The 15,961-nt window shown below is 49.8% G+C and carries 16 protein-coding genes; 7 read left to right on the top strand and 9 right to left on the bottom strand.

All coding sequences use genetic code 11. The features are described 5' to 3' along the window. Nucleotides 1-112 precede the first annotated feature (112 nt). On the bottom strand, nucleotides 113-1,135 hold the full coding sequence (gene htpX / locus BLS62_RS19655) for a zinc metalloprotease HtpX (RefSeq protein WP_093184357.1): 1,023 nt from the start codon (nucleotides 1,133-1,135) through the stop codon (nucleotides 113-115). A 212-nt stretch (nucleotides 1,136-1,347) separates the two neighbouring features. Here htpX and BLS62_RS19650 point away from each other — a divergent pair, with 212 nt between their 5' ends. Then, nucleotides 1,348-1,611 carry a DUF1674 domain-containing protein gene (locus tag BLS62_RS19650; protein ID WP_093184352.1) on the top strand — a complete coding sequence of 88 codons (264 nt, stop codon included), beginning with the start codon at nucleotides 1,348-1,350 and terminating at the stop codon, nucleotides 1,609-1,611. Between the two features lie 3 nt (nucleotides 1,612-1,614). Here the strand turns inward: BLS62_RS19650 and BLS62_RS19645 are convergent, their stop codons facing one another. Beyond that, the gene (locus BLS62_RS19645) at nucleotides 1,615-2,619 is read right to left on the bottom strand and encodes a CorA family divalent cation transporter (RefSeq protein WP_093184347.1); all 1,005 of its coding nucleotides are present in this window, start codon (nucleotides 2,617-2,619) and stop codon (nucleotides 1,615-1,617) included. Nucleotides 2,620-2,821: 202 nt separating this feature from the next. Here BLS62_RS19645 and BLS62_RS19640 point away from each other — a divergent pair, with 202 nt between their 5' ends. From BLS62_RS19640 to BLS62_RS19625, 4 genes are all read left to right on the top strand, one after another. Beyond that, nucleotides 2,822-4,021 carry an aminotransferase class I/II-fold pyridoxal phosphate-dependent enzyme gene (locus BLS62_RS19640; RefSeq protein WP_093184342.1) on the top strand — a complete coding sequence of 400 codons (1,200 nt, stop codon included), beginning with the start codon at nucleotides 2,822-2,824 and terminating at the stop codon, nucleotides 4,019-4,021. A 4-nt stretch (nucleotides 4,022-4,025) separates the two neighbouring features. Further along, entirely contained in the window at nucleotides 4,026-6,926 is a 2,901-nt protein-coding gene (locus BLS62_RS19635) for a DNA translocase FtsK (protein WP_093184337.1), read from the top strand. A 228-nt stretch (nucleotides 6,927-7,154) separates the two neighbouring features. Continuing rightward, nucleotides 7,155-7,841, top strand: coding sequence for an outer-membrane lipoprotein carrier protein LolA (locus BLS62_RS19630; protein ID WP_093184333.1), 687 nt, complete (start codon nucleotides 7,155-7,157; stop codon nucleotides 7,839-7,841). Between the two features lie 80 nt (nucleotides 7,842-7,921). After that, nucleotides 7,922-8,968, top strand: a complete 1,047-nt coding sequence (locus BLS62_RS19625; RefSeq protein ID WP_093184329.1) for a cyanophycin synthetase — start codon at nucleotides 7,922-7,924, stop codon at nucleotides 8,966-8,968. Here the strand turns inward: BLS62_RS19625 and BLS62_RS19620 are convergent. The 4 genes from BLS62_RS19620 to BLS62_RS19605 all read right to left on the bottom strand — a co-directional run bounded on the left by BLS62_RS19620 (nucleotide 8,965) and on the right by BLS62_RS19605 (nucleotide 12,181). Beyond that, nucleotides 8,965-9,891 (bottom strand): AEC family transporter, encoded by a 927-nt coding sequence (locus BLS62_RS19620; protein WP_093184326.1) that lies wholly within the window; start codon nucleotides 9,889-9,891, stop codon nucleotides 8,965-8,967. The genes BLS62_RS19625 and BLS62_RS19620 overlap by 4 nt on opposite strands. A 130-nt stretch (nucleotides 9,892-10,021) precedes the next feature. Beyond that, nucleotides 10,022-10,228, bottom strand: coding sequence for a DUF1737 domain-containing protein (locus BLS62_RS19615; RefSeq protein ID WP_093184323.1), 207 nt, complete (start codon nucleotides 10,226-10,228; stop codon nucleotides 10,022-10,024). A gap of 84 nt (nucleotides 10,229-10,312) precedes the next feature. Continuing rightward, nucleotides 10,313-11,215, bottom strand: a complete 903-nt coding sequence (locus BLS62_RS19610) for an HpcH/HpaI aldolase/citrate lyase family protein (RefSeq protein ID WP_093184319.1) — start codon at nucleotides 11,213-11,215, stop codon at nucleotides 10,313-10,315. Nucleotides 11,216-11,272: 57 nt separating this feature from the next. Further along, nucleotides 11,273-12,181, bottom strand: a complete 909-nt coding sequence (locus BLS62_RS19605; protein WP_093184314.1) for an aromatic amino acid exporter YddG — start codon at nucleotides 12,179-12,181, stop codon at nucleotides 11,273-11,275. 303 nt (nucleotides 12,182-12,484) lie between these two features. On the opposite strand from BLS62_RS19605, the gene BLS62_RS19600 reads away from it, so the two are divergent. Then, nucleotides 12,485-12,946, top strand: coding sequence for a GNAT family N-acetyltransferase (locus BLS62_RS19600; RefSeq protein WP_093184310.1), 462 nt, complete (start codon nucleotides 12,485-12,487; stop codon nucleotides 12,944-12,946). Between the two features lie 21 nt (nucleotides 12,947-12,967). Here BLS62_RS19600 and BLS62_RS19595 read toward each other — a convergent pair whose 3' ends face one another. Next, nucleotides 12,968-14,011, bottom strand: a complete 1,044-nt coding sequence (locus BLS62_RS19595) for a DUF2125 domain-containing protein (RefSeq protein ID WP_093184305.1) — start codon at nucleotides 14,009-14,011, stop codon at nucleotides 12,968-12,970. 96 nt (nucleotides 14,012-14,107) lie between these two features. On the opposite strand from BLS62_RS19595, the gene BLS62_RS19590 reads away from it, so the two are divergent. Beyond that, nucleotides 14,108-14,632 (top strand): gamma-glutamylcyclotransferase, encoded by a 525-nt coding sequence (locus BLS62_RS19590; protein WP_093184301.1) that lies wholly within the window; start codon nucleotides 14,108-14,110, stop codon nucleotides 14,630-14,632. Between the two features lie 11 nt (nucleotides 14,633-14,643). Here BLS62_RS19590 and BLS62_RS19585 read toward each other — a convergent pair whose 3' ends face one another. Then, nucleotides 14,644-15,015 (bottom strand): hypothetical protein, encoded by a 372-nt coding sequence (locus tag BLS62_RS19585; protein WP_208990972.1) that lies wholly within the window; start codon nucleotides 15,013-15,015, stop codon nucleotides 14,644-14,646. Nucleotides 15,016-15,173: 158 nt separating this feature from the next. After that, a complete protein-coding gene (locus BLS62_RS19580; RefSeq protein WP_093184297.1) occupies nucleotides 15,174-15,953 on the bottom strand; it encodes a lysophospholipid acyltransferase family protein in 780 nt (259 codons plus the stop codon). Nucleotides 15,954-15,961 lie beyond the last annotated feature (8 nt).

The raw sequence follows: 15,961 nt of genomic DNA, 5'->3' as shown, positions 1-15,961 counted from the left end.
CTGATGGGTAACCACAGAACCTTCATTATTGCAAAGACAATTTTGGAACTAAGAAAAATTATTCTGGTAAACACCGGCCAATTAACTCAGCAAATGTGAGTGTTTTACCGCATTAACCCCAAGGCCCTTTCGGCTTACGAGGCTCTTTTGAGCCTGAGGAATGAGAGCCGCCGCGAGTTCCTGTTCTTCCAGCAGCCCCCCATGGACCACTTGGCCGTTGAGTTTCACGCTGAGCTTGTGGCGTATCGCGAACACCAAAATGATCGCCTCTTGAACTTGTTCTGCTCTCCGTAAATCCACCCTCAACCGCCATCTGACGAAGAGCTGCAACCCGGTTCTCTGTATTCGGGTGTGTTGAGAACAACTTATCCATGTTCTGACCAGACAACGGATTGATAATAAACATATGTGCCGTTGCAGGGTTTTGCTCCGCATCTTCATTCACAACACGCGCAGCGCCACCGGCAATCTTTTGCAGTGCTGAGGCCAACCACAACGGGTTCCCACAAATTTGAGCGCCCATACGATCTGCTGCATACTCACGTGTTCTAGAAATAGCCATCTGAACCAGTGAAGCCGCCAGAGGCGCAAGGATCATCATCAGGATGTTTCCAAGAAACCCGAGCGGATTATTACGACTTCCACCAAAGAAAAACATGAAGTTTGCCAGCATCGAAATCGCACCGGCTATTGTCGCTGTAATGGTCATAATCAGCGTGTCACGGTTTTTCACGTGCGCCAATTCATGCGCCATAACGCCTGCAACTTCTTCTTTGCTCAAGGCATCAAGCAAGCCAGTTGTTGCCGCAACAGCAGCATTTTCCGGATTACGGCCCGTAGCAAAAGCGTTGGGTTGCGGGTTGTTGATCACATAAACCTTAGGCATTGGCAATTCTGCCCGCGCTGCCATAGTGCGAACCATACTATAAAGCTCGGGAGCCTGACGCTCATCCACTTCCTTCGCATGGTGCATGGCAAGGACCATGCGGTCTGAGTTCCAATAGGAGAAGACATTCATTCCGCCAGCGATCAGCAAAGCGATCACCATGCCGGTCTGGCCGCCAATCAAGAAGCCAATGCCCATAAACAAAGCAGTCATCGCCGCAAGCAGCATGCCCGTCCGTACATAGTTCATTGTTTCTCATCTCCAATCTATTCACTCAAAACGACAAAACTTGCCAGCGTCTCACCAATGGACACAGGACCCATTGCAAAATACAAGTGCTCACGCTTATATCTAATCTTACGTGACTATTATGAAACGACCACTACCTGCATAAGTGGTAGCTCCAAAAAGCAAAAACAAGCTTAGCCGCACAAAAGCAGCATCAGCTATCGGTGAAGAAAATGGATACAGAGAATAAATCTGCCGTCGAGAACTTCAAAGCACAGGAGGTTACCACCTCTGAGCAAGTTGATGAAAAACCAAAGAAGCGGAACTTCGAAGACCTGCCACCCGCAGCGCAGCGTGCATTGATGGAAGCAGAAGCCCGCCGCACCGAAATGGACGCGGCGCAAGATGCAAGGCCGACAGAGTTAAATGGTCGTGGTGGATTGGATCCCGCCCGTTACAACGATTGGGAAGTTAAAGGCATCACCAGCGACTTTTAACGCTCAGAAGATTTTAAACCATCTGATGATCACGAAAAGCCCGACTCCTGCACCCACCAAAATTGCGGTGACCACTGTGAAAGCGATTGGGTCGTTGCTTCCAGGTATTCCACCAACGTTGATACCCAAAAGCCCCGTCACAAAACTAAGCGGAAGAAACACCGCAGCAATGGCAGCGAGCATCAGCATATAACGGTTGGTGGCCTGAGTTCGTTTAAACATGATCTGATCATGAATAATTTCCGCCCTTTCCCGTATTGCATCCATCTCCTCTGCGATACGGAGCGCCCGGTCTCCTGCTTCTCTCACACGCCGTTTATTGACCCGATCAACCCAGCTAAAGTCTTCAATTTCAAAATTCCGCAAAGTATCCAGATGCACCAACATACTGCGGCGAATAATGGTCGCTAACCGACGAACCTGAGCAAGCTCGCTCTCCCACGGATGATCACCAGTTTCCAGAACCACATCTTCCAAGTGATCAATCCGGTCGCGCAGCGCCTCCACCATGTCTTCCGCACGCTCAGCAATGGCCAGCACAAGCCGCGCCCAAAAAGCTGCTGGACTTTCGGGCGGCACGCGGGCCTTAAAACTTTCAACAAGACTAGTAAAAACATCTAGAGACTCGTGCCAGATACAAATAATTTTTGTCGCGTCAATCCAGACATGGACACACTCCATGTCTCCACTTTCTTTTTCAGGTAATTCATTAAAGGCATTGATCGCAATAAACGCCCCCTTAGCCCGGACATGACAATGTGGACGAACCTCGCGCGCCAGCAATTCTTCAATGTCACAGGAATCCAGACCGGCCGCTTCCAGAAAATCCTGATTTCGCGCCGCAATTCTTTGAAGATACGCCCAATAAAAGTCGCCCTTCTCAAACTCATAATTTCTGAGCTCAGCAAGACTGATCCGCTTCACGCCCTTGGTTTTGGAAAACAACAACGCAAAATAGGAGTCCAGATGTATATGATCTGGTTCAATATTTTCTGTGGTTTGTGCCATTTCGACAAATCCCGGCCTAAGTTTAAATATAACTCCTAGGGCAGATTAAAACCGACACTTCTAAAAAATCGGATGACAAACACCCGAAGAAACACCTAATCAGCTTAGCGCACAGTAAATTGGTTAATAGGCAATTTACCAAAAAACCTTAGAATTTCGATGCCCAGAGCATTTTTTGAAAACCATTCCTGTGAGAATTATTGTGTCCACTAATGAACTTGAAAAAAAGCCATCCGGAGGGAACCCGTTTCAGCGGCTGAATCAGCAGCTTGCTGGCATTGAACCGGGCCTCGATCCAATCACCATGACAATCGGTGAACCGCGTCATGAGCCACCGAGCTTTGTTATTGAAGTTCTTGATGAAAATCAGGCGGGTTTCCGCAAGTACCCTGCAATTCGTGGCACTGACGAATTCCGCGCTGCAGTCGGTACATGGCTAAAAGGCAGATTTGGTCTGTCAGATGCCTTTGATCCGGACAAGAGCGTTATTCCGCTCAATGGATCTCGCGAAGGCCTTGTCTTCGGTTGCATTTCAGCCCGCGACTATCTGCAAAAGACTGGCGCGAAACCTGCGGCTATTCTTCCAAACCCATTCTACCAATCCTACGGTGCTGGTGCTCACATTGCGGGGGCAGATGAAATTTTGCTACCAGAACCAGCGGATGGTGTTCTGCCTGACCTGGACGCAATCGATCCTGAACTTCTGGATCGCACCGTTGCATTCTACTTCGCATCTCCGGCAAACCCACAAGGCACTGTGGCCCCGATAGAATATTTGCAACAGCTGATCAAACTAGCACGCAAGCACAATTTCATGGTGTTCGCTGACGAATGTTATTCGGAGATTTACCGCAAAACACCGCCAACAGGTATTTTGGAAGCGGCTGAAGCACTTGACGGAACGCTGAAAAATGTCGTTGCGTTCAACTCTCTTTCCAAGCGCTCCAATCTACCCGGCGCACGGTGTGGCTTTGCTGCAGGTGACCCGGATTTCATCCAGTTCTTTGCAGATTTCCGCAATGTCGCCGCTCCGCAAGTCCCATTACCAATTCAGGCTCTGGCTGTGCGTGCGTTCGGTGTAGAAGAGCATGTGGTCGAAAACCGTCGTCTCTACAATGAGAAGTACGATGCTGCAGAAGAAATCCTTTCACCACTCTTTGGTTCCGTTCGCAAAGATGGCAGCTTCTTCTTGTGGTTGGACGTCTCCCGCTGGGGCTCTGGCACAGAAGTAACTGAAAAGCTGTGGCGTGAAGTTGGGTTGAAAGTCCTGCCGGGAGCTTACATCGCTGCTGATATGCCGGATGGCACCAATCCCGGCGACAAATACATTCGTCTTGCCCTTGTTGAATCTTTGGAAGTGAGCAAGGAAGCTTTCCGAAGAATACTAGACTCTTTGGAGTAAAAGAATGCGTCAGGCTGCTGCAATGCAACGACCCAATGGACACTCTGTATCTCTCGCAGATACAGAAAGCCCGATTAAGCGCTTTATAAAAAGTAACATGATCGTCGTTGGAGGCGCTGCGATCCTCATTGTCGGTGTCTGTCTGGCGGCAGCTCTCGCAACTTGGTCGATCACTGACCCAAGTTTGAGCCACGTGACCGACGGAGACATCAATAATGCATTGGGTCGAACCGGCGCTATTGTTGCAGATGTCCTAATGCAAACAATCGGTTTGGCAACAGCTGTGTTTCTGGTCCCAATCTTCATCTGGGGCTGGCGCCTGTCCTTGAAATACACAACCGGCGTCACCCGCAAACGGTTCCTCACATGGATTGTGGGGACGCTTCTGTTTGCTGGTGGTCTCGCAGCTATCCCGTTGACGCCAAGCTGGCCACTTCCAACGGGTCTTGGCGGTTTTCTGGGTGACTGGATTTTTGCCCTTCCTGCTACAATTCTTCCTGAGCTTTCAACCGGATTGAGAACACTGGCGGGCGTCGTCGGTCTTGGTCTGCCGGCTATTGGTTTGCTGGCCTATGCGTCAGGCTTGATCGGCAAGGAGTCTGTACCGCAAGAGTTTGAACCTGAAGAGCAGGTTGAGGATGAATACACACCTCACGAAGCGCTTCCATTCGACGAAGACGCGGATGATGACTTTGAGGGTGAAAACAGCCGGTATTATGCAGTTATTGGCGCATTGAGCCATTGGAAGCTCATGGCAACCAGCGCTATTCAGCGCACTATTTTCAAACGGAAACTGGTGACTGAGCAGAACTGGCAGGAAGACAAGTACATCGCCACACCTCAAGAGCAAGAACTTCAACAGCCACAGCAAGAGCACTATGAGGACGAGCAGTACGAAGCTCAACCAGATCAACACTGGGAAGAAGATGATGTTGAAGACGAAGAGCCTCAACCAAAAACGGGTCTGATTGCCAACCTACGCCGCAAGGTTGCTGCTAAATTGATGCCTCAAGAAGATGACGGTCTTGGCGTTTATTATGAACCCAGTATGCAGTCAGCTCCAACGGACGCCCAGCTTGAACCAGCTTATGAAGCCGACCAATACGTTCAGCAACAGGGCGAACATTACCCTGATGAGCAATGGGCACCAGACCACGCAGAACCTCAGAACCATGCGGACCAAAGCTACAATGTAGAGCCAGAGGAGCACTATGAAGACGATGGCCTTCAGCAGGATAATCTTGCTGGAACACCGCATGCGCCGATTGGTATCGCAAGCCCGGCAGCTAAAGCGCAGGCCACAGCAGCCCAGCAAGCACAAAGACCAGCTCCGGGCCGGTCAGTCCCTCGCCCATTCGCGCAGGAACGCAAAACCAAGGCAATCGTCAAACAGCCACCGTTTGAGCTCCCATCCATTGATTTGCTCTCAGAGCCAAAACAGGATGGAAAGCAACGCCTGAGCAAAGACGCTCTGGAGCAAAACGCGCGCATATTGGAAGGCGTTCTTGGTGATTTCGGTGTACGCGGTGAAATCATCGCCGTCCGTCCCGGCCCTGTTGTAACGCTTTACGAATTGGAACCTGCACCGGGCATCAAATCTTCCCGCGTGATCGGCCTTGCTGATGACATTGCCCGTTCCATGAGCGCAATCTCCGCCCGTGTCGCGGTTATTCCAGGCAAAAACGCCATCGGTATCGAGCTACCAAACGCCAAACGTGAGACCGTTTATCTCCGCGAGCTGCTGGATTCCGCTGATTTCCACGGATCTAAAGCCAAACTAGCAATGGCACTTGGTAAAACCATTAATGGCGAAGCCGTCATTGCCGACCTCGCCCGTATGCCTCACCTCCTCGTGGCTGGTACAACAGGTTCCGGTAAATCTGTTTCCGTAAACACCATGATCCTTTCCCTGCTTTACAGGCTTAGCCCTGAGCAGTGCAAAATGATCATGATCGATCCAAAGATGCTGGAACTGTCCATCTATGACGGCATTCCTCACCTTCTCACACCTGTGGTGACGGATCCAAACAAAGCAGTTGTTGCTTTAAAATGGACCGTCCGTGAGATGGAAGATCGTTATAAGAAAATGTCCAAGACGGGCGTGCGCAACATCGACGGCTACAACACCCGTATTGGGCAGGCCATGAAAAAGGGCGAGCGCTTTACCCGCACCGTCCAAACAGGCTTTGACAAAAATACCGGAGAACCGATCTTCGAAGAAGAAGAACTTCCAATGGAAAAAATGCCATACATCGTCGTTGTCGTCGATGAAATGGCAGATCTGATGATGGTTGCAGGTAAGGACATCGAGGGCGCAATTCAGCGTCTGGCACAGATGGCCCGTGCAGCTGGTATCCACATTATCATGGCAACACAGCGCCCATCAGTGGACGTCATCACCGGTACCATTAAAGCAAACTTCCCGACGCGTATCTCGTTCCAGGTCACCTCCAAGATCGACAGCCGCACAATCCTAGGCGAAATGGGCGCAGAACAGCTGCTCGGCATGGGTGACATGCTTTACATGGCGTCCGGTGGCAGAACCCAGCGTGTCCACGGACCTTTCGTTGCCGACGAGGAAGTCGAAGACATTGTTGCACACCTCAAAGAGCAAGGAACACCAACCTATCTCTCTGATGTGACTGAGGAAACGGAATCCGAAGGTGGTTACGACGCTTTGACACAAGGCTCTGGCAACGCAACAAATGATCTGTTTGATCAAGCTGTTGCAATTGTCGCAAGAGATCGCAAAGCATCCACCTCCTACATTCAGCGCCGCCTCTCCATTGGCTACAACCGCGCAGCATCTCTCATTGAGCGGATGGAGCAGGAAGGCATGATCAGCCCGGCGAACCATGCCGGGAAACGCGAAATCCTGCTTCCGGAAGGCAATGAAGAGTTTTAAGGCGTAATTTCAAGGCGGAAATCGCAGTAAATAGGAGTTGAATCGGTTTGCTAAACCGGATTTGATACAAACTGCTTTAATTGTGAAATTTGGGGCATGTGCCCCATCTTCGCCTTATGGTAATCGTAGCGTTCCAACAAAGGTTCTCAAAGAACCATGAGCCGATTTATAGAAGAGTTAATCAACTCGCCTTACGGTTGAACAGGTTTTGACAGCGGAGTTTTATAAATGATTGCATCGCCCGCGATCTCTTTTGGTACGATTGGCAGAAGCTTCGCTCTTGCGGCAGCGCTTTTCATTGGATCTGCACCTTTAACAGCTGGACCATCCGCAGCTCAAACAGCTCAGCCGCAACCAGTTGCCCTTTCCAATGTTCAAGCTGTTGATGCCGTAAGCAAGTACTTCAACACTGTCCGTAACATGCACGGTAAGTTCGTACAGTTCGGACCAACCGGTGGACGCGTTGAAGGTCAGTTCTTCATCAGCCGCCCCGGTAAAGTGCGCTTCTATTACAATAAGCCATCAACTCTGGATATCATCGCCGACGGCAACATGGTTTCCGTGAAAGACCGTAAGCTGCAAACGCAGGATATCTGGCCGCTTTCCCAAACCCCGCTGCGCTTCCTCCTTGCTGACCAGATAGACCTGAAGAAGGACGCCAATGTAAGCGAAGTTTTGGTCGAACCGGATCTCATTACGATCACCATCGACGACAAAACACGCTTCACATCAGGCCGTTTGACGCTGATTTTCGATGCGAGAAATTACAAGCTAAAGCAATGGACTGTTCGTGATGCGCAAGGCTACGACACATCCGTTGCCATCTACGACGTGACAGAAAATGGCAAGACAAACCCTGATCTTTTCAAGATCGATTACATCGCGAATTCTCGCCAGAACCGAAACAACAACTAAAGCCAGTTTCCAGAATATGCTGTATGTGAGAGGAGTGCTTAGGCGCTCCTCTTCTTTATGTGCGGCAAAGGGTCGTTTGAATGCTGTTTACACCGGTCTCTGCAGACCAACCCAACTTACCGTTGGCCCCTCGCCTCCTCGCTCAAATGTGCCAAGAGAAGAATGTTAAGCTGTCCTTGGATAGTGAGTTCTTCTATTTTGGTTACATTGAAACTGCCCACGGAACCCGCTTTCCAATCAAAGGTGGTGCGTTTGCATTAAACAGCTATTCAGCAGGAGAAGCCGCGCGAGACAAAGAATTCTGCGGGTGCTTATTGCTGGATGCAGGCCTGCCAACGCCGCAATTCAAACTCATCCATTCAGACAAAGCGATAAAACAGCTCAGCACAGCCAGCCCTCATGTTGCGGATAAATTGAATTCACAAATCAACGCTAAAACTTTGGCGGAGCAGTTCGGCTATCCGCTCTTCATCAAACCTAATGAAGGCACACAAGGTATTGGCGTTCAAAAGATCAGCGGCCCAACAGAGCTACAACAAAACCTCGCCAAAGCTCTTGAGCACCATGACCGAATGCTCATCCAACAAGCTGTTGCAGGTCGAGATTACAGAGTGATTGTACTGAATGACAAAGTGCTGGTGGCCATAGAACGGCGCCCCCTGTCTATCATCGGCAATGGCTCTGATACACTCTCAAAGCTGCTGGACAGGAAGGTCAAAACACTCACAACACGCAGTGGGGGTTATAAGATAGAACAGGACGATCCTCGCATCCTCAAGGCCATTCAGGAGGCAGGTTACAGCCACAACTCTGTGTTGCCAGAGAATGCCACCCTGCCTCTTCTGTCCAACGCAAACCTCTCAACCGGAGGAGAAGCAGTTGATGTGACGGATAGTGCCTCACCGCACTACAAAAGCCTCGCCATCAAAGCCGCTAAGGCCTGTGGCTTGAGGTATGCGGGCGTAGATATCCTGTGCGAAGACATTTCTCAGGACGGCGGAGATGCGAATGTACTGGAACTCAATGCAGGACCGGGCCTGACGAATTTCTGGCAGGCTTCACCAGATCATTACGACCGTGTACGTGCCATTTATCGCGGTGTTCTGGAAGCAATGCTCTCAACTTAAGCAGTCAGTGCGGCGACTGCTGTCACTGTCACAACGCTAAAGAAGGTTGTCACCAAAATCACCTGAGACAGCAATTTTTCTGGCACACCGTATTGCACACCAATAACAAACGCCAGTACACCACTTGGTCCGGCGGCTACAAGCATACCCGGACCTACCCAATAATCAGGCAAAGCAAAAACCATCTCAAACAAAACCCAGCCAATTGCCGGCACGACCAGCAGCTTGAGCGCTGTCACGCTCACAACAAGCGGCTCAGCCAGCTTAAACGGCTGTCCGTTTAGCACTAGTCCCAGCGCGAACAACGAAGCTGGCGCTGCCGCAGAACCAACAAAGCCCGCATAAAAGCCGATGCCATTATCAATTGAGAACCCGCTCAAGCTCACTACCAAACCAAGAGCAAGCGCGATCATGTTTGGGTTGGTGTAAAACGTGGCACAAAAGTTTTGAAAGGTTGAACCTGTCCCATTCTTCCCCATCAACTCCAGGGCCAGAACAGTTCCACCGAGAATGAGAAGGTTATCAATGACGATGACAGCGGTCACTGGCAACAAGGCGTCCTGACCGTACAAAACCTCAGCAATCGGAAGAATGAAGAAAGTGTGGTTGCAATAAGCAGCTGCCATCCCCAACAGCAAGCTCTCCCTCATACAGCGTTTGAATATGCCATATGAAAGCCAGATCGTGAGCAAATAGACAACCAACTCAGCGCCCAAATACCCAAGGACGTAGAGAGGTTCAAATTTATCAAAGGAGGCTTGAGCCACGAGCTTAAACAAGAGGGCTGGCAGGAAAACATAAAAGACGGTTTTGTTTATAGTACTCGCTTCGGATTTACCGAAGAGTTTAAGCCAGCCAAAGGCATAGCCCATCACCACCACTGCAAAAACAGGCAGCACCGCATTGCCAAAGATGGAAAGCACCTGAGAAACCTCGAATTTTTATTTTAGCCCTACAGGACTTGCAGTGGTATTTCGAGGTCGTACTTTACCGTATGATGGAAACAGAAAACCCGCGAGGACTTAAAGTCTCGCGGGCCTCATAAATTTCAGATTACCAAGCGCCGAGTTTTGTCTCTGGTGTGTATTTTTCACCATCAACATGCTTGACGACAGCCTGACCACAAATAGTGAGACCCTGAGTAGCATCATAAGTCATGGTTGGTGAGCCCTGCAGTTCCCAACCTTTGTTCAAAGCTTCGGTCACGCGGTGACAAAACTTGGAGGAATCCGGTTCAGTGATGAGGCGGTAAAGACGCATTTTTTCTTCCTAGCAATTTTGATGAGTTGGCGGAAACTACCTGCCAATTAACACAGATACCAGAGGCCAGATAGGCCGCCTCAATCAAATCTGCGCGTCTGCAATCGCCTCGGCAATGGCAACAGTGCGTTTGCCAATTTCAGCGTGCAAACGTTCCACCATCTTGCCATCCACCTGCACAGCACCTTTGTCACTGTTTTCAGGCCGCTCAAACGCAGCAATCATCTTCTTTGCCCACACAACATCTTCGGTACTTGGCGCAAACGCTGTATTGCAAGCTTCCAACTGTTTCGGGTGAATAAGCGTCTTGCCATTCAGGCCCATCTCAGCCCCCTGCTCACACTCAGCCGCAAAGCCTTCCAGATCAGAGAAGTTGTTGTAAACGCCATCCAGAATATCAGCACCGCCCACACGGGCTGTCGCGAGGAAGGTCATCAGCCACGGCATCAACACAGCACGACCTGGTAAGATCTTCGCACCGCTTTCCTTGCTCAAGTCGTTCGTGCCGATGATAAACACATCCAGACGATTGTGCGGATCTTTCGCCGCCTCTGCGATTTCGGAGGCATTCAAAATTGCCCGTGGTGTTTCCAGCATCGCCCAGATACGGAGGTTCTCCGGCACACCTTGCTTTGCCATGTAATCCGCAACAGGCTTGATATCTGCAAAGCATTCCACCTTGGGCAAAAGCACAGCGGCAGGTTGAGCGGCAAGGGCAGCCTTCAAATCCTCATCGCCCCACGGGGTCTTTAACCCATTGATGCGAATAACAAGCTCACGATGCCCATAACCACCAGCGGCAACAGCCTCACAAACTTGACCCCGTGCCATCTCTTTCGCATCTGGCGCAACAGCGTCTTCTAAATCCAGAAGCAAAACATCCACATCCAACCCCTTGGCCTTCTCCAATGCACGTGCATTTGAACCGGGCATATAAAGCGCACTTCGGCGAGGTCTGATGGTCTGAACTTGTTCTGGCATAGACATGGCAATTCCTGTTGCGTTGCAAAACAGGAGGAGTTTAGAACGCCACTTCCCTCTTAACTACTCACCATTCGTGCTAATTGCCGGTTTTAAACGGCCAAACAGTAGGTCTTTGGCTGCAATAACAGCCCCTATGAAGATCAGAGCACAGGCCAGCATAACGGTCGTTGTCAGAGTACCAAACCCGAACAGAATAAGCAGGCCGGTGGAAAGCAACGGTGCTGCATAGGCAGAGGCACCCAGCACCTGAATATCACCAAACTTCATGCCGATGTCCCAAGTGAAGAAGGAGAGCCCGAGCGGCAGCAATCCCATTCCAACGATTGCAGACCACTGCACGGTATTTTGCGGCCAGATTGTTTCCTCGAAAACCAGATGGAACACAACTGACAGAATTGCCGTCACCAAACAAAACCCAGCCACAGCCTCAGTCGGCACATTGCCTAAGCGGCGAGACAACACAGAGTAACTGGACCATGTGAGAGCAGCAGCAAGCGCTGAGAGATAGCCAATGGTGTTGCCACCGCCAAAAGAAAGACCTCCACCGCCCGCAACCAGCAAACCAGCCCCGAACAGACCCAATCCAACACCAACCAGATGGTTCCACTTCAGCTTTTCTCCCGGCAACAAAGCTGAGAACAAAACAATCAGCACCGGCCAAAGATAATTCAGCAGGTTAGCTTCTACCGGAGGCGCGTTACGCAGCCCGATAAAATAGAATGCGTGATAGCCAAAGACACCAGCGGTACCAAACACCCAGACCCTAATCGGCTGACGGAGTACGGCAAACCCTTTGGAAGTGGTCGCAATACGCCCCATCGCCAATGTGGCTGAGATGCCAAAACATAACGCATTGAGCAAAAACGGCGGCACGTCGCCAGACAACGCTCCCAATGGACCAAGGAGGGCCCACATCAAAACAGCGGTAAAGCCAATAATGGTAGCAGTTGAACGATTAGGAGCTCTCATTTTATGCCCATCTGTTGCGTTAGAAATCGACGCTTACACGGAAAGGCATTGAGGCACTACAGGGCCATAATTTAGTTTAAGTACGAATCCTCAACAGATAGGCCCGGTTTCCTCAATATTTGGTATCACACCTTGGAGCGAAAATAAGCGAAGGAACTCGCAAGTAATTTCGCAATACAGAACTCTGCCGATAAAACCTCCCACAAAATTCAAAGCATCATAAGACTTTCACACCTTGATTTTAAGGAGATTTTGGGGTCACTCTGTAACCCAAAATCTAACCAAGGAAGGGGAAGAGGTGTAATGACTAGTCTTTCTTTTAGAGCCTTAAAACCCGCTGATGCACCGAATTTGGCCCCTCTCATTGCAGAGAATGCGCAGGCCCTCAAACGGGGTGCACCACGCCGTCCTGACGAAATTTTTGCAGAGCGCCTGCTGGATGATAAATCCATTGAAATTATTGGTGCTTTGGAAGGAGAAGAGCTTGTAGGATTTGCAGCGTTCTTCGACATTCCAGACCTGATCTCCGGCCTGAGAATTGGCCAGCTGGACGATATCTACGTCATACAGGAACACCGCCACAAAGGCATTGGCCGCACACTGGTGGAAGAGGTCTCAAAAATCGGCAAGGAACGTGATTGGGTTCACGTGCGTTGGTTGGTTCCAAACAAGAACAAAGTCGACAACAGCTTGTTCGAGAATTTGGCTGAACCAGGCGATAAAGACAGTTTCATTGTCCTGATTGACCGCCTGGCACTCGTTTAAAGCAATTTCTGAAAGCGGTTCCTAGGAGCCGCTTTCTTTTAGGATCAACTTTGGCACTGGCCCAAGGTCAAAGAACGCAATACGCGCCCGGCCATTTTCAATTGTCACAGGGATCTTCAAAGTCGGCACACCATTCACAGCACTTCCACGACCAATACTCAGAGCCGTTTTCTGTAATGTCTGAAGCGTCTTTGATCCCGGAGGGAAGAACGGCTTCAAGGCTTCTTCCAGCTGATGAATGCCGGTGATCACCAACGGCAATGTACCGCTCAACCGTCCCTGACGGTCAAACACCAAATCACCACCCGTATTGATGGAAAACTCGCCGCTTTTCAGCTGCAGTGATGAGACGTTGACCTTTAGCTCTTCATCAACCAACAAATCAGCAATAGTGCGAACTTTGCCATCTAGCAGCTGTGCGCCCTCAGGCAATTGCATCACAAGGCTGATATCGATTGGGACAGCACTAGATATCTGGCCCGCAGAAAGCCCATTCACGAGCACCGCAAAATCGAGAGCATTGTCATCGCCTTCAACCCGGCGCAAATGCGCTTCGGTCAAATCCGCGGTCATCTCAACAGACTGATCACCAATGGTGTAAGTCAGCTTTGGTTCCTTGAAAACGGCATCAATCTGCGCCGGTTTATTGCTTTCAGCAACAACACTGGCCTGAGCCGTTTTCCAATTGGCAGAGTACGCAGGCCCTTGCTGACCAAAGTTCGCCTCAGCTGGGCCATCCGCCTCAAAAATCACATGTGTAGGATTATAGGCAAGCGCAACACCGCGTAACTCTTTGAAAAAGTACCACTCTCCATCTTTATCCATGCGGAAAGGCGTACACGTCAATTCAAACCGGAAGGGGTATCCCCCCAGCTCCTGATTACCACACTCAAGGCTTCCGCCTTTGGCTTCAGCGACCTTTACTCCATTCCGAATGACGTCAGAAACAACACCGCGTCCCACCGCCCAGTATACAGACCACCCACCGATTATAAGGACGACCAAAGTCGCCAAAACGAAATACGCCGACTTCTTTGGGGGTCGAGCTACCTTTGTTTCAGTCATATGTTCTCCGTTACGCTCTCATGCTGCTTGTGAGTTGCATGCTGATTACGAGCCTGATAGGCGAGGTATATCTACAAAGTCTACGAGAAAATAGTTATGCGAAATTTATGGATATTTGGCTACGGCTCACTAATTTGGCGGCCAGGGTTTTCTTTTGAGCAAGCTGTGCCGGCAATTTTGCATGGCGTGCATAGATCTCTCTGCGTTTATTCATGGGTTCACCGCGGAACTCAGGACAATCCTGGCCTCGTATTTGGGCTGGATAAAGGCGGAGCTTGTATTGGCATGGCATTTAAAATCGCGCCCGAACAAGCAGAAAAAACACTGCAATACCTTCGTGAGCGCGAACAGCAGACAATGGTTTACAAAGAAACGCACAGACGTCTCCGCTTACTGGACGATGAAGGCACAAAAGTTAGAGCCGTTACCTTCGTCGCTGATAGGACTCACGAGCAATACGCAGGTGCACTACCTCTTGCGCAACAATTGGAGATTGTAAAGGGGGCCGTGGGTCAGTCCGGTGCGAATCCAGAGTATGTTTTAAATACTCATGCGCACATGAAAGAGATGGGAATTAAAGACCAGAGCGTCGAATGGCTGGCAAAAGAACTTTCAAACTAAAAGTCCTGTGCCTATTCACTCTCAGGCTTGATGTAGGAGAATATGCCTGTTCGCAGATCATTTTGAGCGCGATCCCGCTCTTCACTGTCTTCTGCAAGCAGGTGCACATAAGCCTCATGCGAAGACTTAACAGCAGGCATTGGGTTCTTTTCGATTTGTATTCCAACAAACCCGAGCCAAATAACTACTGCGCTTCGCGTGTCCATGATCAGAACCAGATTTTCTGCATAGTCTTTCACCTCTTCAGGCAAAATCCGAGAAAACAGGTATCTTTGGCCAGATGTGCCAGACCAGTACTTAAACTGGCTACCAACTCCCAGCTCCTCCGAGACACGGGGGGGCCTCCCACTCGGCAAGTGATCATCGAACAATGAGTACTGCAACGCACTCTCCTGATTTCTCCTGCTATTTACCATATTACTTTATAGAACAAACTATGAACAACTTACAACCTGAGCCAAATCATTGCCAAAAAAAGAAGCCGCCTTTAAGGCAAACGCGACTTACTTCCTTTGGAACACCTGATTTCCACGTAAATTCTTTATTTTTTCTTATATTCTGCCTGCAATCCACGAGCTTCTTTGATGATGATGTTATCCGGTGTCGCTTTTTCTGATTCATCAAGAAGACGGTCAGAAGCTGTCTCGATTTGATCTTTCAAAAGTCGGAAGAACTCTTCAGGCTTCAATCCAGGCTCAATCGGCTTGAGGATCTCTGCTTTGATCGTGCCCGGAAAACGGAAAAATCGATGGCGAGGCCAGTAAACACCTGAGTTCAGCGCAATAGGAACAACAGGACAATTCAGCGTCTTGTAGAGATGCACGATACCATATTTGTATTGCGGTTCAGCTCCAGCGGCACGGCGCGTCCCTTCTGGGTAGATGATAATGTTACGGCCTTCAGCGATTGCCTGAGCCGCTCTCTTACCCATCGCAGAGAGTGCTTTACCTTTTTTGCCACGATCAACCGGGATCTGACGAAATTTCATCAGGTACCAGCCGAAAAACGGAACATAGCGAAGCTCACGCTTCATAATAAAGGTTGGCTGGCGATAATATTCGGAAAGCGCAAAGGTTTCCCAAGCGGACTGATGCTTGGAAACGATAATGCAGCCAGATTTTGGCAGGTTTTCCAAACCAGTAATTTCGGATTTGACTCCGCCAACCCAGTGCAGAAGAAATTTTTCTACACGGCTCCACATTGGCAGAAGCCACCAACAATACCGAACAGGAAGCAAGAACAGGAACGAGCAACTGATCGTGATGAACAAAGTGCTGGTGTAAAAAAGCACATTAAAGAGGATAGAACGCAGGAGGAGCATAGGACCTT

Source organism: Pseudovibrio sp. Tun.PSC04-5.I4 (genome assembly GCF_900104145.1).
Classification (GTDB): Bacteria; Pseudomonadota; Alphaproteobacteria; order Rhizobiales; family Stappiaceae; genus Pseudovibrio.
The sequence above is the reverse complement of the archived record's forward strand: the minus strand, read 5'-3'. Positions and strand labels throughout refer to the sequence as shown.